General features: G+C 43.3%; 36 protein-coding genes and 1 tRNA gene. 33 read left to right on the top strand and 4 right to left on the bottom strand.

From position 1 onward, the window contains the following. Positions 1–19 precede the first annotated feature (19 nt). The 20 genes from E5331_RS01065 to E5331_RS00970 all read left to right on the top strand — a co-directional run bounded on the left by E5331_RS01065 (position 20) and on the right by E5331_RS00970 (position 9861). On the top strand, positions 20–808 hold the full coding sequence (locus tag E5331_RS01065; RefSeq protein WP_135985104.1) for a hypothetical protein: 789 nt from the start codon (positions 20–22) through the stop codon (positions 806–808). A 10-nt stretch (positions 809–818) separates the two neighbouring features. Continuing rightward, the gene (locus E5331_RS01060) at positions 819–1247 is read left to right on the top strand and encodes a hypothetical protein (RefSeq protein ID WP_135985102.1); all 429 of its coding nucleotides are present in this window, start codon (positions 819–821) and stop codon (positions 1245–1247) included. Between the two features lie 191 nt (positions 1248–1438). Beyond that, positions 1439–1624: a hypothetical protein gene (locus E5331_RS01055; RefSeq protein ID WP_135985100.1), complete on the top strand. Its 186-nt coding sequence runs from the start codon at positions 1439–1441 to the stop codon at positions 1622–1624. Between the two features lies 1 nt (position 1625). Next, positions 1626–2075 carry an adenylyltransferase/cytidyltransferase family protein gene (locus E5331_RS01050; RefSeq protein WP_168355101.1) on the top strand — a complete coding sequence of 150 codons (450 nt, stop codon included), beginning with the start codon at positions 1626–1628 and terminating at the stop codon, positions 2073–2075. Between the two features lie 5 nt (positions 2076–2080). Continuing rightward, positions 2081–2488 (top strand): hypothetical protein, encoded by a 408-nt coding sequence (locus E5331_RS01045; protein WP_135985097.1) that lies wholly within the window; start codon positions 2081–2083, stop codon positions 2486–2488. Between the two features lie 210 nt (positions 2489–2698). Beyond that, positions 2699–3130, top strand: coding sequence for a hypothetical protein (locus E5331_RS01040; RefSeq protein WP_135985095.1), 432 nt, complete (start codon positions 2699–2701; stop codon positions 3128–3130). Continuing rightward, complete coding sequence (locus E5331_RS01035; protein WP_135985093.1) at positions 3127–3345, top strand: hypothetical protein; 219 nt, start codon at positions 3127–3129, stop codon at positions 3343–3345. The genes E5331_RS01040 and E5331_RS01035 overlap by 4 nt, the downstream gene beginning before the upstream one ends. A 1-nt stretch (position 3346) precedes the next feature. Beyond that, positions 3347–3931, top strand: coding sequence for a hypothetical protein (locus E5331_RS01030; protein WP_135985091.1), 585 nt, complete (start codon positions 3347–3349; stop codon positions 3929–3931). Positions 3932–3946: 15 nt separating this feature from the next. Further along, entirely contained in the window at positions 3947–4531 is a 585-nt protein-coding gene (locus E5331_RS01025) for a hypothetical protein (RefSeq protein WP_135985089.1), read from the top strand. Between the two features lie 128 nt (positions 4532–4659). Next, positions 4660–5394, top strand: a complete 735-nt coding sequence (locus E5331_RS01020) for a DUF4406 domain-containing protein (protein WP_135985087.1) — start codon at positions 4660–4662, stop codon at positions 5392–5394. Position 5395: 1 nt separating this feature from the next. Then, complete coding sequence (locus tag E5331_RS01015) at positions 5396–5668, top strand: hypothetical protein (protein ID WP_135985085.1); 273 nt, start codon at positions 5396–5398, stop codon at positions 5666–5668. Further along, the gene (locus tag E5331_RS01010; RefSeq protein WP_135985083.1) at positions 5668–5889 is read left to right on the top strand and encodes a hypothetical protein; all 222 of its coding nucleotides are present in this window, start codon (positions 5668–5670) and stop codon (positions 5887–5889) included. Before E5331_RS01015 ends, E5331_RS01010 begins: the two co-directional genes overlap by 1 nt. Positions 5890–5900: 11 nt before the next feature. Continuing rightward, positions 5901–6323, top strand: a complete 423-nt coding sequence (locus tag E5331_RS01005) for a hypothetical protein (RefSeq protein WP_135985082.1) — start codon at positions 5901–5903, stop codon at positions 6321–6323. Then, complete coding sequence (locus tag E5331_RS01000) at positions 6304–6777, top strand: hypothetical protein (protein ID WP_135985080.1); 474 nt, start codon at positions 6304–6306, stop codon at positions 6775–6777. The genes E5331_RS01005 and E5331_RS01000 overlap by 20 nt, the downstream gene beginning before the upstream one ends. A gap of 243 nt (positions 6778–7020) precedes the next feature. After that, positions 7021–7347: a nucleoside triphosphate pyrophosphohydrolase family protein gene (locus E5331_RS00995; protein WP_135985078.1), complete on the top strand. Its 327-nt coding sequence runs from the start codon at positions 7021–7023 to the stop codon at positions 7345–7347. A gap of 5 nt (positions 7348–7352) precedes the next feature. Further along, the gene (locus E5331_RS00990) at positions 7353–7856 is read left to right on the top strand and encodes a hypothetical protein (RefSeq protein ID WP_135985076.1); all 504 of its coding nucleotides are present in this window, start codon (positions 7353–7355) and stop codon (positions 7854–7856) included. Further along, positions 7846–8490, top strand: coding sequence for an FAD-dependent thymidylate synthase (locus E5331_RS00985; protein ID WP_135985074.1), 645 nt, complete (start codon positions 7846–7848; stop codon positions 8488–8490). The genes E5331_RS00990 and E5331_RS00985 overlap by 11 nt, the downstream gene beginning before the upstream one ends. 3 nt (positions 8491–8493) lie before the next feature. Then, positions 8494–8916 carry a hypothetical protein gene (locus E5331_RS00980; protein ID WP_135985072.1) on the top strand — a complete coding sequence of 141 codons (423 nt, stop codon included), beginning with the start codon at positions 8494–8496 and terminating at the stop codon, positions 8914–8916. After that, on the top strand, positions 8903–9244 hold the full coding sequence (locus E5331_RS00975) for a nucleotide modification associated domain-containing protein (protein WP_275441021.1): 342 nt from the start codon (positions 8903–8905) through the stop codon (positions 9242–9244). Before E5331_RS00980 ends, E5331_RS00975 begins: the two co-directional genes overlap by 14 nt. 191 nt (positions 9245–9435) lie before the next feature. Beyond that, complete coding sequence (locus tag E5331_RS00970) at positions 9436–9861, top strand: hypothetical protein (RefSeq protein ID WP_135985070.1); 426 nt, start codon at positions 9436–9438, stop codon at positions 9859–9861. A gap of 55 nt (positions 9862–9916) precedes the next feature. Here E5331_RS00970 and E5331_RS00965 read toward each other — a convergent pair whose 3' ends face one another. Together E5331_RS00965 and E5331_RS00960 are read right to left on the bottom strand one after the other, a co-directional pair. Next, complete coding sequence (locus E5331_RS00965) at positions 9917–10348, bottom strand: hypothetical protein (RefSeq protein ID WP_135985068.1); 432 nt, start codon at positions 10346–10348, stop codon at positions 9917–9919. 2 nt (positions 10349–10350) lie between these two features. After that, positions 10351–16542 (bottom strand): tape measure protein, encoded by a 6192-nt coding sequence (locus tag E5331_RS00960; protein WP_135985066.1) that lies wholly within the window; start codon positions 16540–16542, stop codon positions 10351–10353. A gap of 172 nt (positions 16543–16714) precedes the next feature. Between E5331_RS00960 and E5331_RS00955 the strand changes: the two genes are divergently transcribed. After that, entirely contained in the window at positions 16715–17167 is a 453-nt protein-coding gene (locus E5331_RS00955; RefSeq protein ID WP_135985064.1) for a hypothetical protein, read from the top strand. On the opposite strand, the gene E5331_RS00950 is transcribed toward E5331_RS00955, so the two are convergent. Beyond that, a complete protein-coding gene (locus E5331_RS00950; RefSeq protein WP_135985062.1) occupies positions 17164–17460 on the bottom strand; it encodes a hypothetical protein in 297 nt (98 codons plus the stop codon). The genes E5331_RS00955 and E5331_RS00950 overlap by 4 nt on opposite strands. Further along, positions 17444–17746: a helix-turn-helix domain-containing protein gene (locus tag E5331_RS00945; protein WP_135985060.1), complete on the bottom strand. Its 303-nt coding sequence runs from the start codon at positions 17744–17746 to the stop codon at positions 17444–17446. The genes E5331_RS00950 and E5331_RS00945 overlap by 17 nt, the downstream gene beginning before the upstream one ends. Positions 17747–17926: 180 nt before the next feature. On the opposite strand from E5331_RS00945, the gene E5331_RS00940 reads away from it, so the two are divergent. The 12 genes from E5331_RS00940 to E5331_RS00895 all read left to right on the top strand — a co-directional run bounded on the left by E5331_RS00940 (position 17927) and on the right by E5331_RS00895 (position 23163). Then, entirely contained in the window at positions 17927–18262 is a 336-nt protein-coding gene (locus E5331_RS00940; protein ID WP_135985058.1) for a DUF2958 domain-containing protein, read from the top strand. 64 nt (positions 18263–18326) lie between these two features. Beyond that, the gene (locus tag E5331_RS00935) at positions 18327–18506 is read left to right on the top strand and encodes a hypothetical protein (RefSeq protein WP_135985056.1); all 180 of its coding nucleotides are present in this window, start codon (positions 18327–18329) and stop codon (positions 18504–18506) included. 3 nt (positions 18507–18509) lie between these two features. Then, the gene (locus E5331_RS00930) at positions 18510–18923 is read left to right on the top strand and encodes a hypothetical protein (RefSeq protein WP_135985054.1); all 414 of its coding nucleotides are present in this window, start codon (positions 18510–18512) and stop codon (positions 18921–18923) included. A 16-nt stretch (positions 18924–18939) separates the two neighbouring features. After that, a complete protein-coding gene (locus E5331_RS00925; protein ID WP_135985052.1) occupies positions 18940–19170 on the top strand; it encodes a hypothetical protein in 231 nt (76 codons plus the stop codon). 41 nt (positions 19171–19211) lie between these two features. Further along, entirely contained in the window at positions 19212–19340 is a 129-nt protein-coding gene (locus E5331_RS20570) for a hypothetical protein (protein WP_275441020.1), read from the top strand. 93 nt (positions 19341–19433) lie between these two features. Further along, positions 19434–19505 (top strand) — tRNA-Val (locus E5331_RS00920). Between the two features lie 31 nt (positions 19506–19536). Continuing rightward, positions 19537–19908: a hypothetical protein gene (locus E5331_RS00915; protein WP_135985050.1), complete on the top strand. Its 372-nt coding sequence runs from the start codon at positions 19537–19539 to the stop codon at positions 19906–19908. A 69-nt stretch (positions 19909–19977) separates the two neighbouring features. After that, the gene (locus E5331_RS20180; RefSeq protein WP_168355100.1) at positions 19978–20124 is read left to right on the top strand and encodes a hypothetical protein; all 147 of its coding nucleotides are present in this window, start codon (positions 19978–19980) and stop codon (positions 20122–20124) included. A gap of 11 nt (positions 20125–20135) precedes the next feature. Beyond that, positions 20136–20897, top strand: coding sequence for a phosphoadenosine phosphosulfate reductase domain-containing protein (locus E5331_RS00910; RefSeq protein ID WP_135985048.1), 762 nt, complete (start codon positions 20136–20138; stop codon positions 20895–20897). Beyond that, entirely contained in the window at positions 20897–21814 is a 918-nt protein-coding gene (locus E5331_RS00905) for a ParB N-terminal domain-containing protein (RefSeq protein WP_135985046.1), read from the top strand. The genes E5331_RS00910 and E5331_RS00905 overlap by 1 nt, the downstream gene beginning before the upstream one ends. An 18-nt stretch (positions 21815–21832) precedes the next feature. After that, positions 21833–22426, top strand: coding sequence for a glycoside hydrolase family 108 protein (locus E5331_RS00900; RefSeq protein ID WP_135985044.1), 594 nt, complete (start codon positions 21833–21835; stop codon positions 22424–22426). Positions 22427–22884: 458 nt separating this feature from the next. Then, positions 22885–23163 (top strand): hypothetical protein, encoded by a 279-nt coding sequence (locus E5331_RS00895; RefSeq protein WP_135985042.1) that lies wholly within the window; start codon positions 22885–22887, stop codon positions 23161–23163. The last annotated feature ends 71 nt before the right edge of the window (positions 23164–23234 follow it).

The raw sequence follows: 23234 nt of genomic DNA, 5'->3' as shown, positions 1-23234 counted from the left end.
CAAACAAAATGGAATATCTATGAACGAATTACAAAATAAGAATTGGGCTTGTATGCCTAAAATCACGAGAGATAGGCTTATATCAACCTATTCTTGCAAGAGCGACAGTCCAAACAGAATAAGCGATTATAATAAAGGGTACATTGATGCTCTTATTCATATATGCGGTCAACACAACCTTACATCACAAATAGAACCGGCTGAATTGATTTTTGCCGAAAGGCAGAAAACACGCGATTTTTTGACTGAGATGTATGAACACGCAAAAAAGTCAGAATCGGAAGCTGAATTGCAAGCCTTTCAAATGGCAATCAATTTTCTTGAAAACCTTATGGGCGAAAGATGTTTACCTGACCCCAAAGAACCGGCTAAGTCACTTAATATCGGAGATAAAGTTAAGATTGTCAATGTAGCCAATCCAATGCTTAAAGATGAAATCGGCATCATAAAGGCACTCCCAACAAAGGATGAATCGCGTTATGAAGTTGGCATTGATGATGGCTGGACTTTATTGGAAGCTGAATATCTTGAGCCGTACTTTGAACTGAAGTTTAATATTGGGGATAAGTGCCTATATAAAGGCGAAGAGGCTGAAATCATCCAAATAGATGTGAATAACTCTTATCCTTATCTGATATTGCCAAAGAATAAATTTACGACATGGGTTGATGAATCCGAACTTGCCCCTTATACTGAAAGCAAAACTGAAAACAAAGAAGATAATGGTCGGAAGCAGTTATATGACGCTCTTTGTCAGTTGGAGTCTGCATCAATTAATGTACGCAAATGTTTAGTATCTTTTGAATGAAAAAAGGATTATGGCTACCATACAATCTCAATTAGCATTGTCGATTGAGCAAATGCTGGAACTTCAAACAATAGGGCTTGACATATCAGATACTCGTTTGGCATGGTGTCCTTTTTATGTTCAGACAATGAAACATACACCGGTCGCCCATTATCTGATGGATAAATCAATCGCGGAATCTGAAATCTGTGATACCATCTGGCCCACTTATACCCTTGAGGATATAATGCTGAAATTGCCATTGGCAGAAGTCAGATACAATGAACTTATGCCAAAAGATAGGAATTGGGTTGCATCCATCTGTCTTGCAAACCACCATTTTCTTAAAAAGAATTATCCAGATAAAACCCCTTTGGATGCAGCGTTCAATGCACTTAAAAGGATGGCAATAGAATATCCGGATGAAATCATCAAAATAACCGGCAACATCAAGATATGAGGATAATTATACGAAACTCAAGTGATGGGAAAGTGATGAAATGGATTAAGCTATCCATATTTGCTATTGGCGCATTAATCGCAATCCCTTTGATTATAGTCGCAATCATTGCCACTATATCAGAATATTTAGCCCATAACTTTATATCGAGGCTGAAAGAATTTACTAACACAGATGTAAATTGGTGAGGTATGAATAAAACGGAACGTGAGACAATCGCATATCATTACAAAGTCTATTGCCACAATCGTGCTAATGGCGACCCAGTAGGAGGATATGAAGATATGAGTGACCTTTTCAATGACCTTGCCAATGGTGATGCGAAATTAGCCGAAGAATTTAAAGAAATTGAATCTGAGATTTTTAATGCTGAATGATATGATAATCAGACGAAATGAAATACATAAACTTGACCTTGACGGAAAGGTTGTTGGAGTTACAAGCGGATGTTTTGATTTGCTCCACTTTTATCATCTACGCTATCTTGAAAAGTGTAAGGCACAATGTGACTTTCTTATCGTGGGCGTTGATAGCGATACCCTTGTGAATCGGAATAAGAACAAAGTGCCGATGATACCTGAACATCATCGTATCGCTATGGTCGATGCCCTGAAATGTGTGGATGCCGTGTTTCAGATGGACGAAATCAAGAATATTGAAGACTTTTATCCTATCGCTAACAAAGTTTTCAAGAACTCTGATACTATATACGGAAAAAAGGTTGAAATCAACAATAACATAACGGCTGAATTGGTGATTGTGCCAGACATTGAAGAAGTCTATTCAACATCCGAACTAATCAATAAAATACGAAAGGAAGATACATAAGTAATATGACAGACATTCAAGAAATATCAGTGAAGTCAGGGATTAGACCATCAGAATGTTCTTGTGAAAAATGCAAGAATCTGTGTCGTACCCCATGCTTAGGCACTCCCGAAGATATAAACAAGTTGTTGGAAGCAGGATATGGCAACCGCCTTACACCTGTGCTATGGGGAGTCGGGATGCTTGTAGGTCTGACCGATAAACCCATTAAAATGGTTCAACCTCGTTTGGAAAATAATGGATGGTGTACGTTTCGTCAACCAAACGGATTGTGTGAGCTTCACGATAAAGGATTGAAGCCTACGGAGGGCAAACTTGCAACACATAAGCCGAAGCCTAATGGATGGTCTTTAAAGAAAGATATTACATGGCTGGTAGCGAAGAGATGGCTGCCCTTACAAGGAATGTTTTGAGTCTATCAATAATGGAAGAATTATGGCAACCATACGGAGCTTAAATCAAACTGCACGAATAATTGATGGCAGAAGCCATAGATGTGAAAACTGTCCGCTACATCCCTGTTCTGAAATTCAGTTTAAAGTCTGTTCAAATGCTTTTATAGAGGGATTCAGAAAAGGTGTTAAGTGGGAAAAAGAACAAAGAAAAAGAAAGGATAAATAAGCATGGAAAATATCTTTGAATCCGGCGACCGGGTAAGATTGAAGATGTGCCGTGATATAACGTGTGGTCATCAGCTTACGCAAATTGACACCGAGGATATAGGTGTTGTGGATAATATTTTTGGCAACTACATAATGGTTGACTATCCATTTTTGCCGGTAACGATGGAATTTCATTTTAGGGAGCTTGAATTAGTGGAGAAACATAATCCCAAGATTGCCTTTCTTCGTGACCTGAAAGATTGCCTGAAAAAGCATCATGCCAGCATTAACGCCTATCATATTGAGAAAGATAAATTGGTTGTTGACCTTAATTGGCTAAATGGAACAATGACAATCGGTGAAAGCGATGACATAAAGATAAATGAAGAATGGCTATTGAAAGAAATAGAGTCTGCACATCAAGAAGTATCACAATCAAAACCAACGGAATGAAACAATTTAGAATAGTAAAGGATAGCCCTACAACTTACCGAATTGACCAACGTCATTCATTGCTTTTCGGATTAATCAAGTTTTGGGATAGAGGAGCATCAGACCTATGCCCTAATATAAGGTTTAATCGTGGCACGGATGCACTTCACTACATCAAAGAAATCTACCCCAAAAGCCACATAACCCTAAGATATACACATTCAGAAGGATATTGATATGAAAAAGATATGTTTCAGTGAGCAGTTTGGTCTTCAACAGGCAGTTTTAGACCGAATCAAGACACATACCCGGCGCGTAATCCCCAAATCTATGCTTGAACGCATAAGCAAGTTTCAGGTAGAATACTATAACGCAACATTTGACCATCTGACCGGAAAGGAATTGTTCAATCACTATTTCTTTACCGAAAAGATGGAAAACCCGCCTTTTAATGTTGGCGAAATCGTTGCTATCGCGCAGAAATATCAGGACATCTGCAAGAGCGAAGAGAACCGACTGCAATTCCCTGATGGGGCAGGATGGAAAAACAAGATGTATGTAAGACCTGACCTTATGCCCCATCATATCCAATTCAAAAATGTATGGATAGAGAATCTTCAAGATATTACCGAAGCCGGATGTATAGCAGAGGGTATCAGGAAAGCAGAAAATGGATATTGCAAGATTGCGTGTATGCCTGAATCACCGACATTTTTCAATCCAAGATTTGCGTATGCGTGGCTGATAGATAAAATATCTGGCAAGGGAACATGGGATAATAATCCCATTGTCTTTGGCTACGAATTTGAAAGAATCGACTAACAACAATACAAAACTATGGAAGAAAGAGCATTTTGCGAACTTGAGGGTTTGAAAGGCTTGAAGAAACGCAAGGTAGATGGATACTTGATTAAGGAAGCGGACGAGGACTATATCAAGACCATTCTTGAAAAAGGTTGCGCTTGCACTGCCGCAGGTAGTTTCGGCTCATTAAACATCTGGAAAACGGATGCCGGAATTATAAGAGGCGAAGCAATGCAACGATGGAGCAGCCTTGATAAGAAAGTCTTTTCTAATTATACCGAAGTAACGGCATGGGCAGCCAAGTGGATTGATAGAATCAATGGCGTTGAGCCTATTGTGGAAAAAGAAGAAGACCCACAAGAATATGAACCCAATTATGCTTTCAGGCGCGATGTGGAACGCATTCTTATGAAGACTCAAGAAAGTATCTATGATGCTTTCTGCGATGCAGGTTGTGGTAAACGCCTGAACTTTGATGGCTGTGGCAATCCGTGTCCTCGTAACTGTTGCACCAAATTCAATGACTTTGCAAGGCGCATTAAGATGAGGTCTATCCGTGGTCTTGAAACGCAGGAGGCAAAGGACATCGTTGCAAAATATACCCATCCTGACCCATAAAAGACTATATAAGGTTCATTAATCAGTAAAATTCAGTATAAATCAGTATTTATATAGGTTTTTTCTTGGTAGAATAAAAGTAAATGATTAAATTTGCAGTGTCAAAATAAACCAAAAACTACTATCAGTTGAAAAAGAAACTTTACATATCCCTCCCGATTAGCGGGCGCGACCTTGAGGATGTTAAGCGAAGAGCCAACACCCTCAAGGATTCGGTGGAATCGGAGGAGTACACACCAGTAACGCCTTTTGACATCTGCCCTGACAGCACATTGCCTTATTCAGAATTGATGGGACGTGACATCGCCGGTCTTTTAGAATGTGATGCCATTCTATTTGATTATGATTGGAACGAATCAAGAGGTTGCCGAGCTGAAATGGCAATCGCCCAGATATACAATAAACGCATCTTCAAAATCAAGGATGAAAGAATGGTGGAGGATGCCGATAAGCGGCTTTTCAGCATAGAATTGAATAAGCATCAGCTTGAGGCTCTTTCTAACGCCTGTGAGTGCCATTCTCGGAATATCTGCGGTCAGTTGGATGTCGGCTTAGAGGATGTTATTGAAGCCGGAATAGCGAGAACATACACCACTGCCACATTTGATAAGCGTCATGAGATTCGTGAAACAGCAAGAATGAAGCTCTATGAAGTCAAGTCTTTGGTATGGGATTTAGGCCCCGGAACTAATATGGGAATCCATTATGATGACAAATCGGATATTCTCTTCGACATCCATCAGGTTATAAGGCATTTCTTATGGAAACTTAGACCAGAACCGAAACCTACTTGCTGCAACTGTGCTTCACCGGCGTACCAATGGGGAAAAGAACCACTGATAACAGTCAAAATGCTCCCCTGATATGGAACGGATACCGATTATTATCGCAGAAGTAAGCTCCTCATACTTTTCAGTCGCCCGGTATAGTGGCGGAGCGACGATTCAGGGAGAATTATACATCTACCATCCTGAAAGGGATATACTGGTAAAAGGCGATTGGGATAAATATTACCATCGGCTTCAATGGGAAGACTTTCTCAATGCGGTTAAATCCGGTCAGAAGCCAACGCTGCCCAAGAAAGTAAAGACGAAGAAACAGGAACAAAAAAACATAACCCCCTCTTTATTTGACTGATGAAAATCTTTAATAAAATTCGCAGATGGGTTGAAAACATCGGCGGTTATCGGATGACTACTGATTCATCCACATACAAGTATCCGGCATACATTGTGGAAGTTCAAGGACTTCTTTCATGGCACACCGTCAAGACCTTTATAAGCGATGATGCTCAGTATGCAAAGATTTGTGCTACGGAACTTCTTGAGATGCTGAAAGAGGATATTGAACCGAAATAATCTGAATATCTATGGCATCCAAAAAGAAACCAGCCATACATCTATTTGCAAATGAGCAATTTCCCCGTAGATTGTGGATTGTCAAGGATGCGCCCTATTCTTGGGTAAAAGAAAGATTCAAGGGCATAAATGGCAATGAAATTACTGAATACACAAAGGATGAAGCAAAAGCCGTCACATATCCTGAAATTCAGTATCTTCAATCTAAGGAATATGGAATACTTATTGTTATTCTTGATAATCAGATGTCGGTTGCGGATTGCGCCCATGAAGCAGGACACTTTGTATTGTCGCTTTATCAGGCGATAGGTGAAGATGTCAGCGTGAACCATCAGGAAACATTTTGCTATCTATTAGGATATGCGACAGACTGCCTGAATCAAGTCATTAAGAACCGTTATAGACCAATGTTCGATGGAAGTCAAGAATTGTAATATTACCGATGCTCCCACATTGCAGAACCATTATCAGATTGGCGATTGGGTTTATGAACGTGGAACGACCGGGATACTTTCTCCAGCCATGTATATTGTATCTATGCTGAAAGATACCTTATATTTGGAAATTGACCCGGAGCAAGGCGACCCGTTTGAGGTTGACCTTGAGGATATAGAGCCTATTCCCTTGACAAAGGAATGGCTGCAAGAACAGGATATTTATGGCAAGCGCATCGTAAATGACCAATACGGAACTATTGACACTGTGCCGGGAGTCATCAAAAAATGGGATTTGAATGATTGGGTTGACATCCACAAATACAAAGACCGTTTCATAGCCAAATTTCATCGCACTGATGATGAATATCTGCACGTTGTTTATCTCCGCTATGTTCACGAACTCCAGCACTTCTATCGTATGTTCGGAATTGATAAAGAAGTAAAGCCATGATATGTGATACTTGTAATGGAAAAGGATATATAGACAATCCACAATTTGACCGGTACGGTCATGTTGTAGCATACGAAATGGGTATTCCTTCAAGAATCAAGTGTAAAAGATGCGGTGGCGATGGATATTTCATTGGTAATGTTAAAGAAGCCATTGATTTGCTTAAAGAGTCCATCGGTAAACGCAAAGGATTGTCCATAAAAGAATCGAAGCAAATTCTAAGGATATTAAACAATTACAATAATGGAAATCAACGATTATCAGAAAGCCGCTCTTGCGACTGCCATATACCCCAATGATGGCACTGTAAGTTATCTCGCCCTTGCTATCAGTGGTGAAGCCGGGGAACTTGCTGATAAGGTCAAGAAAGTATTGCGTGATAAGGATGGCATTTTCTCCGATGCCGATAAAAAGGCGTTAGCTTTGGAATTGGGCGATGTGATGTGGTATGTGGCAAACCTGTCAGAAGTCATAGGCTATCGGTTATCCGACATTGCACAGATGAACATTGACAAGATAGAAGGACGTGTGAAACGCGGAACTCTTCACGGAGCCGGTGATAATCGTTAATCGACATGGCAGCGGATACCATATTTTCAATCACTCAGATAGAAGTGGCACTTGCGCAATACTTCGGTTATCGTGCAAATGTCATTGTGCCTAAAGTATCATGGGGACTGCTTAATCACGAAGCCGACTTATTGATTATGAATAAGACCGGCTATCTGACCGAGATAGAGATAAAAAGAAGCTGGGCAGATTTCCTTGCCGATTTCAGGAAGAAACATACTCACGATGATTCAAAGGTTTCTTGGCTCTATTATGCCGTACCTAAATCCATAGTAGATAAATGCAAGGCTAAACTTGAAGAAGTTGACCCTAATAAGAAATGGGGATTGATAGAATATGGTGGTGACAGTTATGGCGAATGTTGGCCTAACACTATATATCTGCCATCCAATTCAACCCGTCATAATCCGGCAAAGAAACTATCGTTGGAGGAACAATTCAAACTCGCAAGATTGGGCGCGATGCGCACATGGTCAATCAAAGAAAAAATCATAAGCAATGGAAAATAAACCAACTATCATAGTTAAGAAACATACCGGTGTGGAGCTTGTGCAACTGGCTGCAAGTTTCACATCCGGACACGAAAGCAAGATTACCCTTAAAAGGGCATACAAAACGGAACACTCCATCATCAGGACACAAATCTTCTCGGTGGAATGTTATCAAATCCCCCTTTTCGTAAGCACCCATTTCATACGTCACCATGTCGGCTCACAACCTTATCAGCTGACTTGTCGCATAGACCGTCCGGGTGGTGGCAATCCACATCTGAAAGAGCGTATCGCAGAAGTCAACACCCTGCTTGCTCAGTGTAAGATTGAGGAGGCCTGTGGTATTCTTGATTGGCTTGCGGAAAACTCCGACCGCTACACCAAAGTGAATCTCCTACTTATTGCCAATGCGCAAGCCTTTATCGATATGGCGAAATTGCGTCTTTGCACAATGGCATCACCTGAAACAAGGGAACTTTTCGGTCTTATCAAAGCAAAAATCGCAGAAGTTGACCCAGACTTAGCTCCTTACCTTGTGAGGAAATGCGTATATCGTGGCGGCATCTGCGGTGAACTGAAATGTTGTGGCTACAACAAGACTGAAATGTTTCAGAAGGAACTCGCCCAATACAAACTTCTTTTCATCAATTAAGATATGGACGATGACGGAATACGCTATATTCAGTTTCAGGACGAGGAATCCCGGCTACGTTATCTTATAGACAAGTATAAGAAACATGATAAGAAACGCAACAACTATATCGCCCATCTGACACGTCAGAATGAGCAACTATTGGATAAGACTAAGCGTCTTGAGGCTCTTACGGAACGTCAGCATGAAGAGATTGACGAACTGATAGATGCCTACAATGGTGCGAAGCCACTGATAGCAGATAAGGCTCACCGGGCATACGTCTATGAACTTATCAAAAGGTCTAAAGAATCCACAAAGAATAAACGTGCAGTGGATAAGTTGACCGCAGAGAATAGCCACTTATCCGAAGAGAATAAGGAACTTAAAGAAAAGATAAAAGCACTTGAAACAATAATTAAAAATCTTCATAATGGAAAACAATAGCAATCCTAAAGTCATAGATTTCAGCAATGACTTTGCGCCTGTCGTTGGCAGCACTTCCTCAAATGTTCAGGAATTTAAAGATACTGTCAGCAAAATGACCGACATCTTTATCGCCAAAAACCATGACTATGGCGATTCTTTTTCTGAATCGGTGCAGGAACTTGGCCCGGTTGCCGGCTTCTCGGTGATAATGCACAAATTCAACCGTCTCAAGAACATCATCAAAGGCACACATCCATTGGTAGAGGGTGAATCTATGGAAGATACCCTCCTTGATATGGCGAACTATTGCATCATGTTAAAGATAGAACTTGCAAAACGTGGATAGTATGAATCTGAAAGGTTTCAAAATCTATCTATGTGCAATAGTCTTCGGCATTATCCAGATGTCGGCTGATGCAATCCGGGCTGCATACGAATGTAGATTATTTCTGATGATATATCATACGGTCTTTCTTTTATTTATGATTTATCTTTTCAGATGGGCATATAGAAGACACAAACGCGAATGTAAGGAAAATGGAACAAAAGCCGGGGCAAATAAATAATTTGCTTGAAGTCTTCGCAGAAGCAGAAAATAGAAGAGCAACTCAGGTAATGAATGGTCTTGCTGAAAAGGATACGATGATTTCAATACGAAATGAAGTCAGCAGGAAAGACATTGATAACATTCAGTGTATGTATAACAGGCTGGGACATCCTGATGTATCTGAAACGCTGGAACATTTTGACATAACATCCGCTGAAGTATTTGTCTTCAATGAAGAGTTAAAAGAGATGGTTCAGAAAATGGTAGTTGAAATGATAAGGCAAGGCTTGATTATTCTTGATGTGGAAAACAGTAAATATGCTCCCAAGTACCAACTGACACTGAGGGCAATGATGATGAATCCTAAATCATCGGTCAAACGATTACACATACATAAGAAACGTACTGATGAATGATAAAAGGGCGATTGGATAAAACCGACCGCCCTTTTATTATCTCTGAATGACAAGCCTATTCAGAACGATTGTTCGGATTCGGCTCTTCAAATTTCAGCATCATGTGGCAGAATGTACGCTGTGCGTTCATTCCGTAGTCAGTGCCTTTACTCCGGTATATCAGATTATAGACATTGGTATTGACCTGCGGCACCTCTAATTTTATGTTGCCCTTATACATCAAAGCAAGAAAGCCATTCTTCTTTGTAAGGAAATCCGCCGGGGAATTGCCGGTTATCGTGAAATCCAAAAGAACTTCGCGGGATGCAAATTTAGGATTCTCATCAACGATGACCCTCTTCCCATGTTCAAGGCGCGATTCATTCTGAATGTTCTCTTTAAGGCTTAATGGCTCGGTAAGCGCATCCAGAAAGCCATCACCCATTCTTACACCAAAAAAGTCATAGACTGGGTATTTATTGATTTTAAGTTCCGGTATCTTATCCATAATTATAGATTTTTAGCGTATTTCTTGATTTCGGCAACGTCCGCTTGCATCGACATAATCGGCTTCACGATTGCCCCGGTGTTTTCACTGATGGTCTGCAATTCAATGTAGATTCTGGCAAGCTGACGCTCAATGTTATCCTGATGCACGTTGAAACGGCTGTATTCCATTGCTATCTGGATAAGTTCATCAGTAAGGTCTGCAAGGGTCAGCACGGATACGGATTCAGATGCCTTTATGGATTCGACGGCTTCCTGCATAGCGGTCATCCTGCCAACTATTGCAAGCCCCGTATCTTCCGACAATGTGTTAACTCCATATTTCGATGCTTCCTGCGAGTATCCGCTGCCGGTATCCCAGCCCATAGCTTTTTTAAGACTATCGCGGTCAGCAATGGCACTGTTGACGATGCTATCCCATTCCTGTTTCAGTTTGGCTTGCTCTGCCTCGGTCAGACCATTGTCATCGTTCATGGCATCGGAAAATCCGTTATACCAATCTTTCAGCATCTGATTATATTTGGAGTTCATAAGGCTATTGATGACGGCCTGCTGCATCATCTTTTCCCAGTTGCTTGCGAAATCCTTAGAATCGGACTCCATATCAAGCAATAGGGATTTGAAGTCATCCTTGACGCTATCAAACGACACATCGGTCAGCGACTCCCTGAAAGAATTTTCAAGCTCTTCCAGTTCCTTATAGTATTCGATGTACTCATCTATGAACTGCGAAGCATCCTTGTAGCCGTCATCGGCAAGACCTTTGATTTTGGCATAGAGGTCAGGTGCGCTCTGTGCAATCTTAGCCATCTGTTCCGAAGTGAGATTCCAGAACTCACCGGCACTTGATATGGTCTTACCGACAATCTGAGAAATACGCGACCAGTCAGAACCGCTCATTCCCTTATTGATTTTATGATTGGATGACTTACTTCCACCGATACCCAAGAATCCGTTTGAATAGGCAGCCCCGGCGCGTGACATCATTTCCTGAGTATTCTTCATTGACTGCTCGATGTCGGCTTTCTGTTGCTTATACAATTCGCCCATATCAGCCGTAGCCGCTTCTTTCATTTCAGTGGCAAGATTATCTACTGCCTTGCGGAGTGCATCGTTAGTCGCGGTCAGGCGTTCAATATCCTTTTCAAGATTCTTATCGCTTTCACCATTGCCAATCCAATCAAAAAGACCGCCCATAGTGAAGATGGATTTGAATATTCCGAGGATACCTTTGTAGAGGCTTTCACCAATCTGCTTGAAGATTTCACCGGATAAGATATTGTCGATGATTCCACTTATGGCCCCAAAGATAGAATCAAGAATGGAAGAAATAAGCGTACCCACGCCATCCTTGAGAATGTCAAGGATTTTCAGGACTGCGGATATAATCTGACCAATTAGACCCGCTTTGCTTAGACCCTCGGTAAGTTCAGCCGGCAATTCCTTTGCTAAGGCTGCCCCGGCTTCTGCCATGCCATCATTCAGTTCTTTCGTATCTTTCCCAATATCTTTAAGAGCTTTCAGACCATCAATGCCTCCTTTCAGTTCATCAAATGCGCCCCACAGTTCAGCCAACTGCGAAAGTCCGGCACCGCTTAGGAATGTGTATATCTCGCTTACCGGCTGCATCACGTTCTTTGCGGTCATAGATAATAACGTGCCACTGCTTTGAACCTGATTCTGCGCTTCCTGCATAGCCTGATTGTTTGCCACAACAGTTGAAGAATAGTTCTCAAGAGCCAACTGCGCGGCTTCGACCGCCTCAATGTATTCCTTCATCTGTTCCGGTGTAGTATCAGCATTGGTTCTGGCTCTTTCAAGATTGGCATCAGCCGTATTCTTGGCTTCGGTCAACTTGGCAAGTTCCGCGCTTACCCGTGTATCGTTTTCAGTGGCGACACGCAATTCATTCAGTGCGTTCTGATAGTCAGCAAGGGCGGATGAAAGGTCTTTCCACGAATCCGTAGTACCAAGCTGGGAACGAATCTTATCCATCGCATTGATGACCGTCTGCTGATTGTCAGCCCCAGATTTTCTGAAAGCATCGGATTTGACGTATTCCTGCAACTGCTTGTATAAGGGTTCAAGCTGACCTCGCATTATTACACCGACATTATCAAAGACTGAATACCAATCAATCTGACTGGTCATAGCCTTTGATTCAAGGGCGCGAAGTTCCGTATCGCGCTGAGCCATAAGAGTCAATTCCTCACCCTTATTCTGCGCCTTACGAATCTTCTCAGCGTATTCTTCGGCTATTGCAAGTTTCTTCTGCTGGAATGTTCCGTATTCCTTTAGATAGTCGCGCATAGCCGTCATGTCGGTCTGATGTACTTTCTGCAATTCAGAAGCCTCATTGTTGGCGATAAGAGAAAGCTGGGTATCATAGCCGATATTGCTACGGGCCTGTTCCTGATACTGCTTACGCATCTCTGCAAGCTGCTTATCCGTGAACTGTTCATAATACTGATACTCCTTTCGGTTCTTGCCGCCTTTCATCCAATCTTGCATGGCATTTTTCTCAAGGATAGATGCTTCCTTTTTCAGTTCTGCCTCAAGAGCCTGACGCTTCTTTTCGGATGTGAATTTGATAGTGGCGATTTCCTTTTCGGAATTATCCTCCATCTGCGCAATCTCAAGTTCACGCTGACGATTCTTTTCAGCCTGTAACAATTCATTGGTACGCTTCTCTTCCTCAAGCCGTGCCTTGCGAAGTTCATAGGCTCTTTGCTTGGGGTCATCCTTGCCGCTGTTCTTATCTTTTTTGGTTTTATCCCTCTTATCAAGGGCTTTCAACTGCTTTTCGTAATACTTGTAAAGTTCACTGCTCTGGTCAACCTTTTGCATCTGTGCATTGATGGACTTGCGGATATTGGCAAATTCCTCGGTTGTCTTGGCAGTCTTTATCTGGTTTTCAAGAGCATCCTTAATGGCTTTCATCGCCCCGGTCTGATTGTTTTTATTGGCGTTGTAAGCACCAACCCGGAGGTCATTCTTCAACTGCTGATATAGACGTTTGTCAACATCAGACATCTTTGATTCATTCAAGGATGTGCCATATCGGTCTATGAACTGCTGGAGTATTGCAGACTGTTCGGAATTAAGTTTATACTTATTGCCCTCAAATGAGAAGTTACTACGCAGACGCGCATTGCGGACTATCTGATTGTATAGAGCCACATCCTCCTTTGACATCTGCTTTGTGTCAAGTTTCCCATTCTTGCCATACTTAGACATCAGTGACTGGAGCTGTTCTCTTTCAGCCCCGGACGTATTCAGAACCTGACCACCAACTTCTTTCAATGAAATCTTTATATTGTCAAGTTTGGAAAGGGCTATATCAAGATACTTCGTGTCGATATAAGGTGTGGCAGTAGTATTGTCTATGTCCTTAATTTTATCCTCAGCCTTTTCTCCTTTCTGAGCGGTTTCATCAAGTGCGGAATTATCAGTCTTTGGAGATGCTGACGAATTATCGACATCACTAATCTTTTCTTCCGCTTTCTGCGCCGTTTCTATCAGGGAGTGAATGTTGATGGGGTCAGAAAGTGGCTTAACCGGGGTCTTGTTTATATCATCCACGGCATTTGAAACCTTTGTCAACTCCTCGGTCAGTTTCTTGGAATCAAATGTGGAATAGTCAACCGGTGGCGCGGCATCCTTTGTACGTTCAAGTTCATCATTGACAGCCTTAGCATTAGCCTGAGTCTGCTTTATGAAGTTGTCGGCAGTAGTAATCTGCTTGGTCAGTTCCCCAACCAACTTTGATGTATCCTTAATGTCAAGGATATAATCTTCTGCCATGCCCATTGCCTTTGCATAGTTTTTCGCTTCCTCATTGGCAGTCTTGGCGATATTGTTCTGCAAGGATGCAATGCGCTTATGCAGTTCAGCCATCCGGGAGGCATCGGCATATTCGCCTTTTGACGATTCGGTTGCATATTCCCTTTGAAGCTGCTCAAGCTCGTTGATAAGTGGTAGCAATTCGGCTTTCTTCCTATCGACGGTATCAGCTATGATTCTGGCGAAACGGTCTGCATTGTCCTTTGCATCCTTTTTGCTTTCATCAGCGATGCTTTCAGCCATATTCTTGACGAAATCATCACTATTCTTCTTCTTGTCTTCCTCATACGATGCGATGCGGTTTGCTATCTGCCGGGCTTCACCCTCTTTTTCTATCAGGGCGATAAGTTGTGCGCGTTTCTCATTAAGTTGGTCAAGAGTGTCCTTTTCAGAATCTATCTGGATGCCGTAATCTTTAGCAATCTTGGTCAACTCTTCAAGAGAATCCTTATAAACCTTGCTTTCCTTGTTTACGGAATCAAGAACAGAATACAATGTGTTGACATTGCTTTTTGTCTTGGTGGCGGCTTCACCGAAACGCTCCATTTCCGATGTAGCCTCTTCCGTTTCATTCTTGAATGTCATAAACAGCCCGATGACAGTAGTCAGGGCAGTGATGATTAAGCCTATGGAATTTGTTGCAAAGGCAACTTTCAGGGATTGCCATGCTTTCGTACAGGTGTTAATCGCGGTCGTATAGGCATACTGGGCCACGGTCGCAATCTTGTTTCCTGCCGTGGATAAAGCCGTAGCGATGCGCCCTCTGCCGGTTGCAACAGTATTGGTGTTCTGGGCAGCGGTGTTTGCATTTGTGGCGTTGGTCTGCTGAATCTGGGATATGGTGTTAGACTGGGTGGCTGCGGCATCCAATGCCATCTCAGCCTCATGAACGCGGGTCTGGGAATTGGCAAGCTGGGTAGTAAGGGCTTCACGCTCCATTTGAGCTGTAAGCAATTCATTGGCAGCTGCGGCTTGCTCTTCCGCAGTTCCGATTTGGTTAGCCACATCCACCATTTCCTGAGCCTTGTCAACCTTTTCATTGGCAGCCTTGAGAGCATCATTGATTGCAGCCTGTTCTGTCCTTGCAGCATCCACGGCTGCCTGTGCCGCTTCTTTCCGCATACCCACTTCCTCACGCAATGCCTGAATCTTCTCAGCCATTTCGGAAGATATAGACCCGGTTTCAAGTGCGCTTCTGACATCTTCATCAAATGCCAGAAGTGCGCGTTGACGCTGATACTCCTCCATCTTGGCGATTTCTTCCTCAAAGCCTTGCACAACAGCCTTGCTTCTTTCTTCGGATGCAACCTTTATTGCAAATTCACTCGCCATAGCGGATGCCTTATAGATACCGAAAGTGGCAATGGCAGTTCCCAACACACCTCCAACCTTTTCATAGTTCTCTACCATCCAAGTAGCACCCTCTATGACCTTGATGATTGCGTCCTCTGACTTCTTTCCAAGGCCATTGAACATAAGGTCGGTCGCATCGCCGAGCATCGACATCTGACCGGTGATGGTGGCAGTGGCGGCTTGTGACATATTGTAGAACTTGCCGCCCTCGGAAGTCGCATTGATGAACGCCTGTTGAACCATTTCAGCCGAAATCTTACCCTGCGACATCTCATCCTTGAGCTGACCGATTGATTTGCCGGTATCCTTAGCCAACTGGTCAAGTGGCTGGAATCCTGCATTGACCATCTGCATCAAGTCCTGACCCATCAGTTTACCTGCGGCCGACATCTGAGAGAAAGCAAGAGTCAGGGATTGGAATCGCTGCGCGTCACCCATAGACACGTCACCGAGGGCTTTCATAAAGGGCAGAATCTTCTGCTGGTCGATGCCGAATCCAAGCATCATCTGGGCGGCTCCGACAGTTCCTTGAAAGTCAAGTGGCGATACTTTCGCATATTCGGTAAGTTCAGCCATCATAGCCTGACCCTTTTCAGCACCACCGAGAAGTGTGTTGATGTTTGTTTCCATCAACTGAAACTGACCGCGAATCTTTGTCACGTTATTCAGGAACATACCAAGACCGGCTACACCGGCTATCTGCGTCAATCCCTGAATGGGGTCGGTTAATTTCTGCTGTAAGTCATTGATGGCTGCGATTGCTCCGTTAGCCCCCTTGCGGATATTCAGTTCAAGGGAAGCCCCGGCTTGTGCCGCATCCAAAGCAAGACCCCTGAATTTTGCCCTTGCAGACTGGAGCTGTGCTTCTACGGCGCGAATGGTTGAAACGGAAGTGCCGGGGCCAAAAGACCTCAGACGGTTCTCAAGCATCGTAATCTCAGAGCGAAGTCTTGCGACTTCCTCGTAATTGGAATATACTTCAAATGATAAAAGCGGCATATCGGCTGGAATTTGTTAAATTCAATCAGCCAATTTACCGCTCAAAGGCGCGAAACACATTATTTTTCGCGCACGCATAAGGAACTATCAGAAAAAAATCGTAACTTTGTAACCGAAAAGAGAAGAATTGTGCAGAAAGGGTGCGTTTTTAACCTTTAACCCTACTGCCAAAATGAACGAAGAAGCCAAAATCAACATGGGGAAGATTGCCGCATTGAAGACTATGCGCAATAAGGTTCTTGAACTTTCCCAGATTTTTGAAGAATTGGGTGAGCCGATTCTTACTGACCTTGCTCTATTGCCTACAATCCATGAAGCCTATAAACGTGTGTATGCCCGTAGGGGATGCCCACAGGACGCAATGCTTGTGCGCAACCGTAAGAAATTTATTATGGTTGTGCTGTATCTGTATTCCCCAAAAGCCCTTGCCGGTGACAGGATGAGGATGGGATTAAGAAAGATTATATCTGAATTGTTCGGTCTGACTACAAGCACACCGATTTCCGACAATAGTGCGAGCCTGATAATCGAATACAACGCTTATGCCGATTTCCGCAGGGATGTGGATTTGATTTTAAACGAGGTCTTTGAAGCTCTGCCGGATGAATCTTTTGTCTTTGATTAAAGCGGAACACAATCATCAATCCTTGTGGCATCAGCCGGGTATCCTACCATTACAAGTGCCTCCGCAAGAAAGTCGTTGATTTTCGTTATGGCAGTCCTGCCGGACAGACCCATCTCCCAGAAACACGCCTGATACTCTTCCATCGTCTGATTCAGGTCAAGATGATACTTTTCAAATAGTGCCTTGATGATGGCACAATCCTCGTATCTTTCCGTTTTCAGTGCATATTGAAAAATGGCGGTCATAATCTGACTGCCATAATTTATTAGTGCCTTTTCAAAGTTTTTCTTCATCAGTAGGAATGACTTTAAGCAATGCTCCGCACTTAGGACAGCGGAACTCATCTGTCGGTCGATTGGCGGTTGCTTCGGAACGTATCTGCTCAAGCTCTTCATCGCTCAACAACAGTTTCCACACCGGAATACCGAGCGCATCTGCCACTTTCTGAAAAGTTTCAATTTTTAGCATTGGAGTATTGGCTATCTTATTAAGACCTACGGTAGTCATATCCAATTTCTCTGCAAGTTCCTTCTGCATTACACCGGCTGCCTTGATATGCTCCTTGATTCTGTTCTCCATTTCCTAATTTTGGCTTATACTAAATGATTTTACAAAGTTAGTAATTTAGGAACAAAATTAAATCATTTACTATGTTAAATAATATTAATTCAAACAAAATAGTTGTGTTTTTATTTGTATAATTAAACTATTTGGTTTAACTTTGCACTCGTAATCAATAACACAATAATAGTAGAAAGTATGAAACTTGTAACTAAAGCACTTGAGAAACTTTTCGCCAAATATCCTACATATTCGCAGGATGGCAAGATGTATGATGCAGTGGTCATCGCCAAATTCTTTATGCCGTGGAGCAACTTCACATGGTATGTGACAGAAGCCTGTAAACTTGCCAATGGCGATTATGAGTTCTTTGGCTATGTTGATGGCTTAGAGGGCGAGTTTGGGTATTTCACCCTTTCAGAACTTCAATCCTTGCGCGGTCGCTATGGCTTGCGTGTTGAACGCGATATGTACTTTGATTGTGGTAAGACCACACTTGCAAAAGTCTTGAATAAAAACAAAGTTGCTTGTTAAATCCCACATAAGGCGAGCCGGTCGCTGAATGATACGGCTCGCCTTTCAAATAATGACAATAGTTATGAAAAGATATAATCATATCCCTGACAACCTGACACCTGAGCAGTATGCAAAACTTGATGAAATCGCAGACCGTGTAGGAGGTCAGGGTGAAGATGCAGGAGCATCAGAAAGCAGAATCAGGGCTGCCATTGTAGAAGCGCAGAAACAATATATCAAAAGAATCTCACAAAAATCATAAGATATGAAATTCAACGATGAGAAATTCAGGCAGTGGGAGAATGAAACCCATATTCCTGACGATATAATGACGATGGTAAACTATATTGCTGAGAAGATAGGTCACGATGGCCAAATAGCGGAAGAAACGATAGCCATTCACAATCGCGTGGGTCTTGTCGTAGGATACGCGAAAGGATTCTCAGTCACACATTGCACGTCTTCTTATGCTGATGGCCCGACACCGGATTTGTCAGGCGCATTTTCAAAATGGCTAAAGGGTCTTGATTTCAAGTTGGAAAACTCCTTTGGCGACAATGGGATGGACAGTGCTACAAATTGGCATGATACATTCTGGACTAACCAATTCATCTACACCCCGTCGGAAACATCTGAGGATAAATTTATCATCTGGGAGGATGATGATTATGAAGAATAACCATAATAAAAAAGATATGAAGACAAAGACATTGAATCAGCTTTGGGCGCATATTGAGCGCATACGCGGATATTTCAGCAATCCAAATGCACCCGGTCAGGCAGAACGCTTGAACCGGGCTTGCGATATATGCAACCGATACGGCAATAAGGCATGGCAGTACCTTTCGACAACACCGGAATATAACAAGGCGGATTTTGACGAGGAGAATACCCCGGTGCCCATGAGCGTCTATGCCGCGAAATGAAGAAATAATCGACAATACGGAACTTGAAAAATCTTTTTGACATGAAGACCATTGAATACAATAGTTTTGAAGAGGCATTTGCCGCAGCCCTTGAGTTTATGAAGCAGGGAATCAAATGCAAGGGCATTGGTCTGAAAACCCTTAGAGTCTGGACTGATGGCGGTAAATGACCCATTTACGACTTTGTGTGATAGGTCGTAAGAGATAGACACCGAAATGTTTTATAGTGCCAGATTATGCTTAATTTAGCGTTATGAAACATCGCGGGTTGGAGCAGTTGGTAGCTCGCCAGTTTAACTTGCTGGAGGTCGTCAGTTCGAGTCTGACACCCGCCACTAATCAAATAAACTTTCACTACTAAAAACGATGGAACAGTTAACCCTACACACCAACAAAAAGCACTTTCAGGCTATTCTGAAAGGCGAAGAGACGGTTGAGAAACGCTACGTCTATCCCAACAACGCAAAGAAGTATGTAATTGAAGAAGACAAAACGGATAATAACGGTGAAGACGTTACAATCGTCACACCGGTTCATTACGATGCGCTTCAATTCGTCTGCGGTCGCAAAAAGGATGCTCCACGTCTGACCATAGAAGTCAAGTCATCTGAGTTTGTCGTTCTGACTGACGAGAATGGCAATGACCTGACCTTTGAGGAAAACGGCAACGAGTATTATGTTTGTCAGGTGTGGTACACACTGGGTGACATCATCGCCACCGAAAACGTATCCGAATAATTATCCACCCTTTAAAACAATCGCTGAGTTCAGAGAAGAATCAACAACAACTATGGCCCCCGTCGGAACATGAATGGTGCCGGTGCAGGTGGTCGCCTTGTAGCCCGTCGTACTGCGGCGGGAGTGATAGAAGGAAGAAGCCAGCTCGGAAGTCGTGAACAGCGACGTCAAGACCTCCGTATGGCATTCCGCGTCGCAGGTGGTGCAACAGGCTAACGCAACACCTTATGACCAAGTACGAAGAAACTATGCAGATAATCCGGGGTATCCGTCAAAAGACGGATACTGCCGTTTTATTTTATTCAGCCGGTGGAAAGGATGGCATCGCATTGCTTGATATGCTATCCCCGGTATTCAAGAAAGTCATCTGCTATTATATGTGGCTTGTGCCGGGTCTTGACCACGTTAAGCCTTATCTTGCATGGGCGATTAAGAAATATCCCAATGTTGAGATACGTCAGATTAAGCACTATCAGCGCGACTATTACGACAAATACGGATTCTTTCAGTTCGGCGAGGGCAATCCCGACATTAAGCCGCGCAAAGTCGGTGAAGTTGAAGAAATGGTGCGTCAGGAAACCGACATCAAGTGGGCTTTCAGTGGCATGAAAGGCGTAGATGGCTATATGAAGCGTATGCGTCTTCTGACATTCAAGAAACGGAACGGAACATACATCACGGAAAAAGGCATGGTCTATCCGTTGGCGATATGGACAAACAAGGAGGTTCTGAAATACATCGAAATGCGGAATCTTATCAAGCCTTTCGTTTACAATCCCAAAGATGTGAGTCAGGGCTTCGGTGTGGATTTGCGCTCCTTGCTTATCCTGCGTCAAAGATTCCCACGGGATTATCAGCGCACGGTGCGCGAGTTCCCATTCTGCGAGAAACTTATCTTTGACTACGAAAACGGCATCCTGCCTCATGGTCAGGAGAAAGAAGTCCTTGAAATCATCAAGCGTATAGAAACCGAATCAGAAGCGGAATAATGAAGACAAAGGAAAACAAGATAAAACAAGCAGAGCAGCGCACGGTCAGAAGAAGCGAAATTCAGTTTGCTTCCTACAATCCGCGTGTCATAAGCGAGGATGCACGAAAGAAGCTCAAGAAGAATATGCAGACTGTGGGGTTGCTTGGCGGTGTCGTTTGGAACATTCGCACCGGCAACCTTGTATCCGGGCATCAGAAAGTCAGCATCATGGATGCAGTCAATCGCTATAACCCTGAAACGGGCGATAACGATTATGAATTTCGCGTGGAGGTCGTTGACTTCGACGAAAAGACGGAAAAGGAGCAGAATCTCTTTATGAACAATAAGGCGGTTCAGGGTACATACGATGACGATATGCTACGCTCCCTTTTATCGGAAATAGACTATGTGAACGCTGGATTTGAGGATATGGATTTGCAGATTCTCGGTCTGGGCGATTATGGCGATTTCGACAATATGGATTTCGGCTTTGGCGATGATGACGAAGACGGCATAGAAACGGAAATAACATCTGAATCCGAATCAGAACCGTCAGCACCCGGTCAAACCGAAAATAAGGACTGGTCAAAGGAATCGGTTGTCGGAGAGCGTCAAGACCTTGCAATCCACGATGAAATGACAAAGGAAAGCGGCGAGAATCACAAGTTAGACCGCTCTACTGATTTCTATTCCGATAATGAAGCGAATCAGATAGCCCGGCACAACGAGGTGCAGAAAATCAAAGACCGCATAGCAAGCCAGAACGATGTCGATAAGGATGGCGGTATGCTGTCCTATGTTGTCATCAGCTTCAAGACACCAAGCGAGAAAGTGCGGTTTATGGAAGAATACGGCTTTGACCCAATGGCAAAATATGTCAATGGCGAGGAATTTCAACGTAAGTTGGAGTTTGGCGATGATGACGAATACGAATAATCCTTAACAATACTTACTATGGCAAAAATAGACGAAATCATACCTTTCTTTCTTCACTTTGAAACCGGGGTGAACAAACGCTATCTGAATCTTCCCCCGGCTCAGATTTTTGAACAGGCAAGGAAGACCGGATTTGCTAACGACCCCGACGATGCAGGAGGCGCGACTATGTGCGGCATCACAATAGGCACATTCAAGGCTTATTGTCGGTCAAAGGGCTATCCCGTTCCCACAGTCACAAGACTCCGCAACATTTCCTATGAACAGTGGCGCGATGTCCTCAAGACGCTTTTCTGGGATAAGTGGAAAGCGGACGAAATCAAGAGTCAGCCCCTTGCGAACATTCTTGTCGATTGGGTATGGGCAAGCGGAAGCAGTGGCATCAAGATACCGCAGCGCATCCTCGGTGTGAAGCAGGATGGTGTTGTAGGCCCAAAGACTATGGCGGCATTGAACGCAAGCGACCCCAAAAGTCTTTTCGACGAAATCCACAACGCGAGAATTAAGTTCGTGAATGACATCGTTGCAAGGAAGCCGAGCCAAAAGAAATTCATCAAAGGCTGGACGCGACGCATCAATGACATCACATTCACCGGTCTGAAATACGATTGAACCCTTAGCCATCAATCATAAATCGGTCAGTCGGATTCACACCCCGGCTGACCATAATCCTTAAAAACATCAGCTGAGTTAGACGCAAAAGAACACCATCAAACAGAACAATGGCTTTCTACACTGGAAACTACCGTGACCAGAATATGATGTCTGGGACACTTGGGTATTCCAAAAGTCAAGTAGCAATTCACAATCGCGCACAATCATTACGACAGCGTATTGGCGATATGAACGCTTCACCATCCACGAAAGACCGATACTATAATATGGTAGGTCGAGCCAATGGTAATATGTTCCAAGCATTACGCACCGCTACCGGGGGGCAAATGAGAAATTTCAGTTACCATCAGGCCGTTGCTTGATAGTGGCGGCTTGATGAATCTTCAATCTTTAACACATATAGCCGAGTTAAAAAAAAGCAAAGAACCAAATCAGCAGCTGAAATCAGCAATCAGATGTTCCGCATTTATTCCAATCGGAATGTCAGCCAAGCAAGACGAGAGCGAGCCATCAGTGTTGGCAATCGGTACATCAGCAACATTCAAGCGACCCGACAGTATGCTCGCGACCGCGCAAATTCCCCTCGTAACGTACATGGCGAGCCTATCCTGAACTATAAAAATGTAAGCAGAATGGCTAACCGTCAATATGCCCGCTCAACCTATATGGGTCTGAAAAATGCACTGGGGGGGGCACAAATAGAAATTCTGATTTCATTCAGACGTGCGTGTTAGAGAATCGGTCATCTCGCCGCATAGCGGAAATAGCAGGGTTCGACTCCCGCACACGCAGCTTAGTATAAATT

This window comes from Lepagella muris (assembly GCF_004793975.1).
GTDB classification, from domain to species: Bacteria; Bacteroidota; Bacteroidia; order Bacteroidales; family Muribaculaceae; genus Lepagella; species Lepagella muris.
This window is presented reverse-complemented; position numbering and strand designations above follow the sequence as displayed.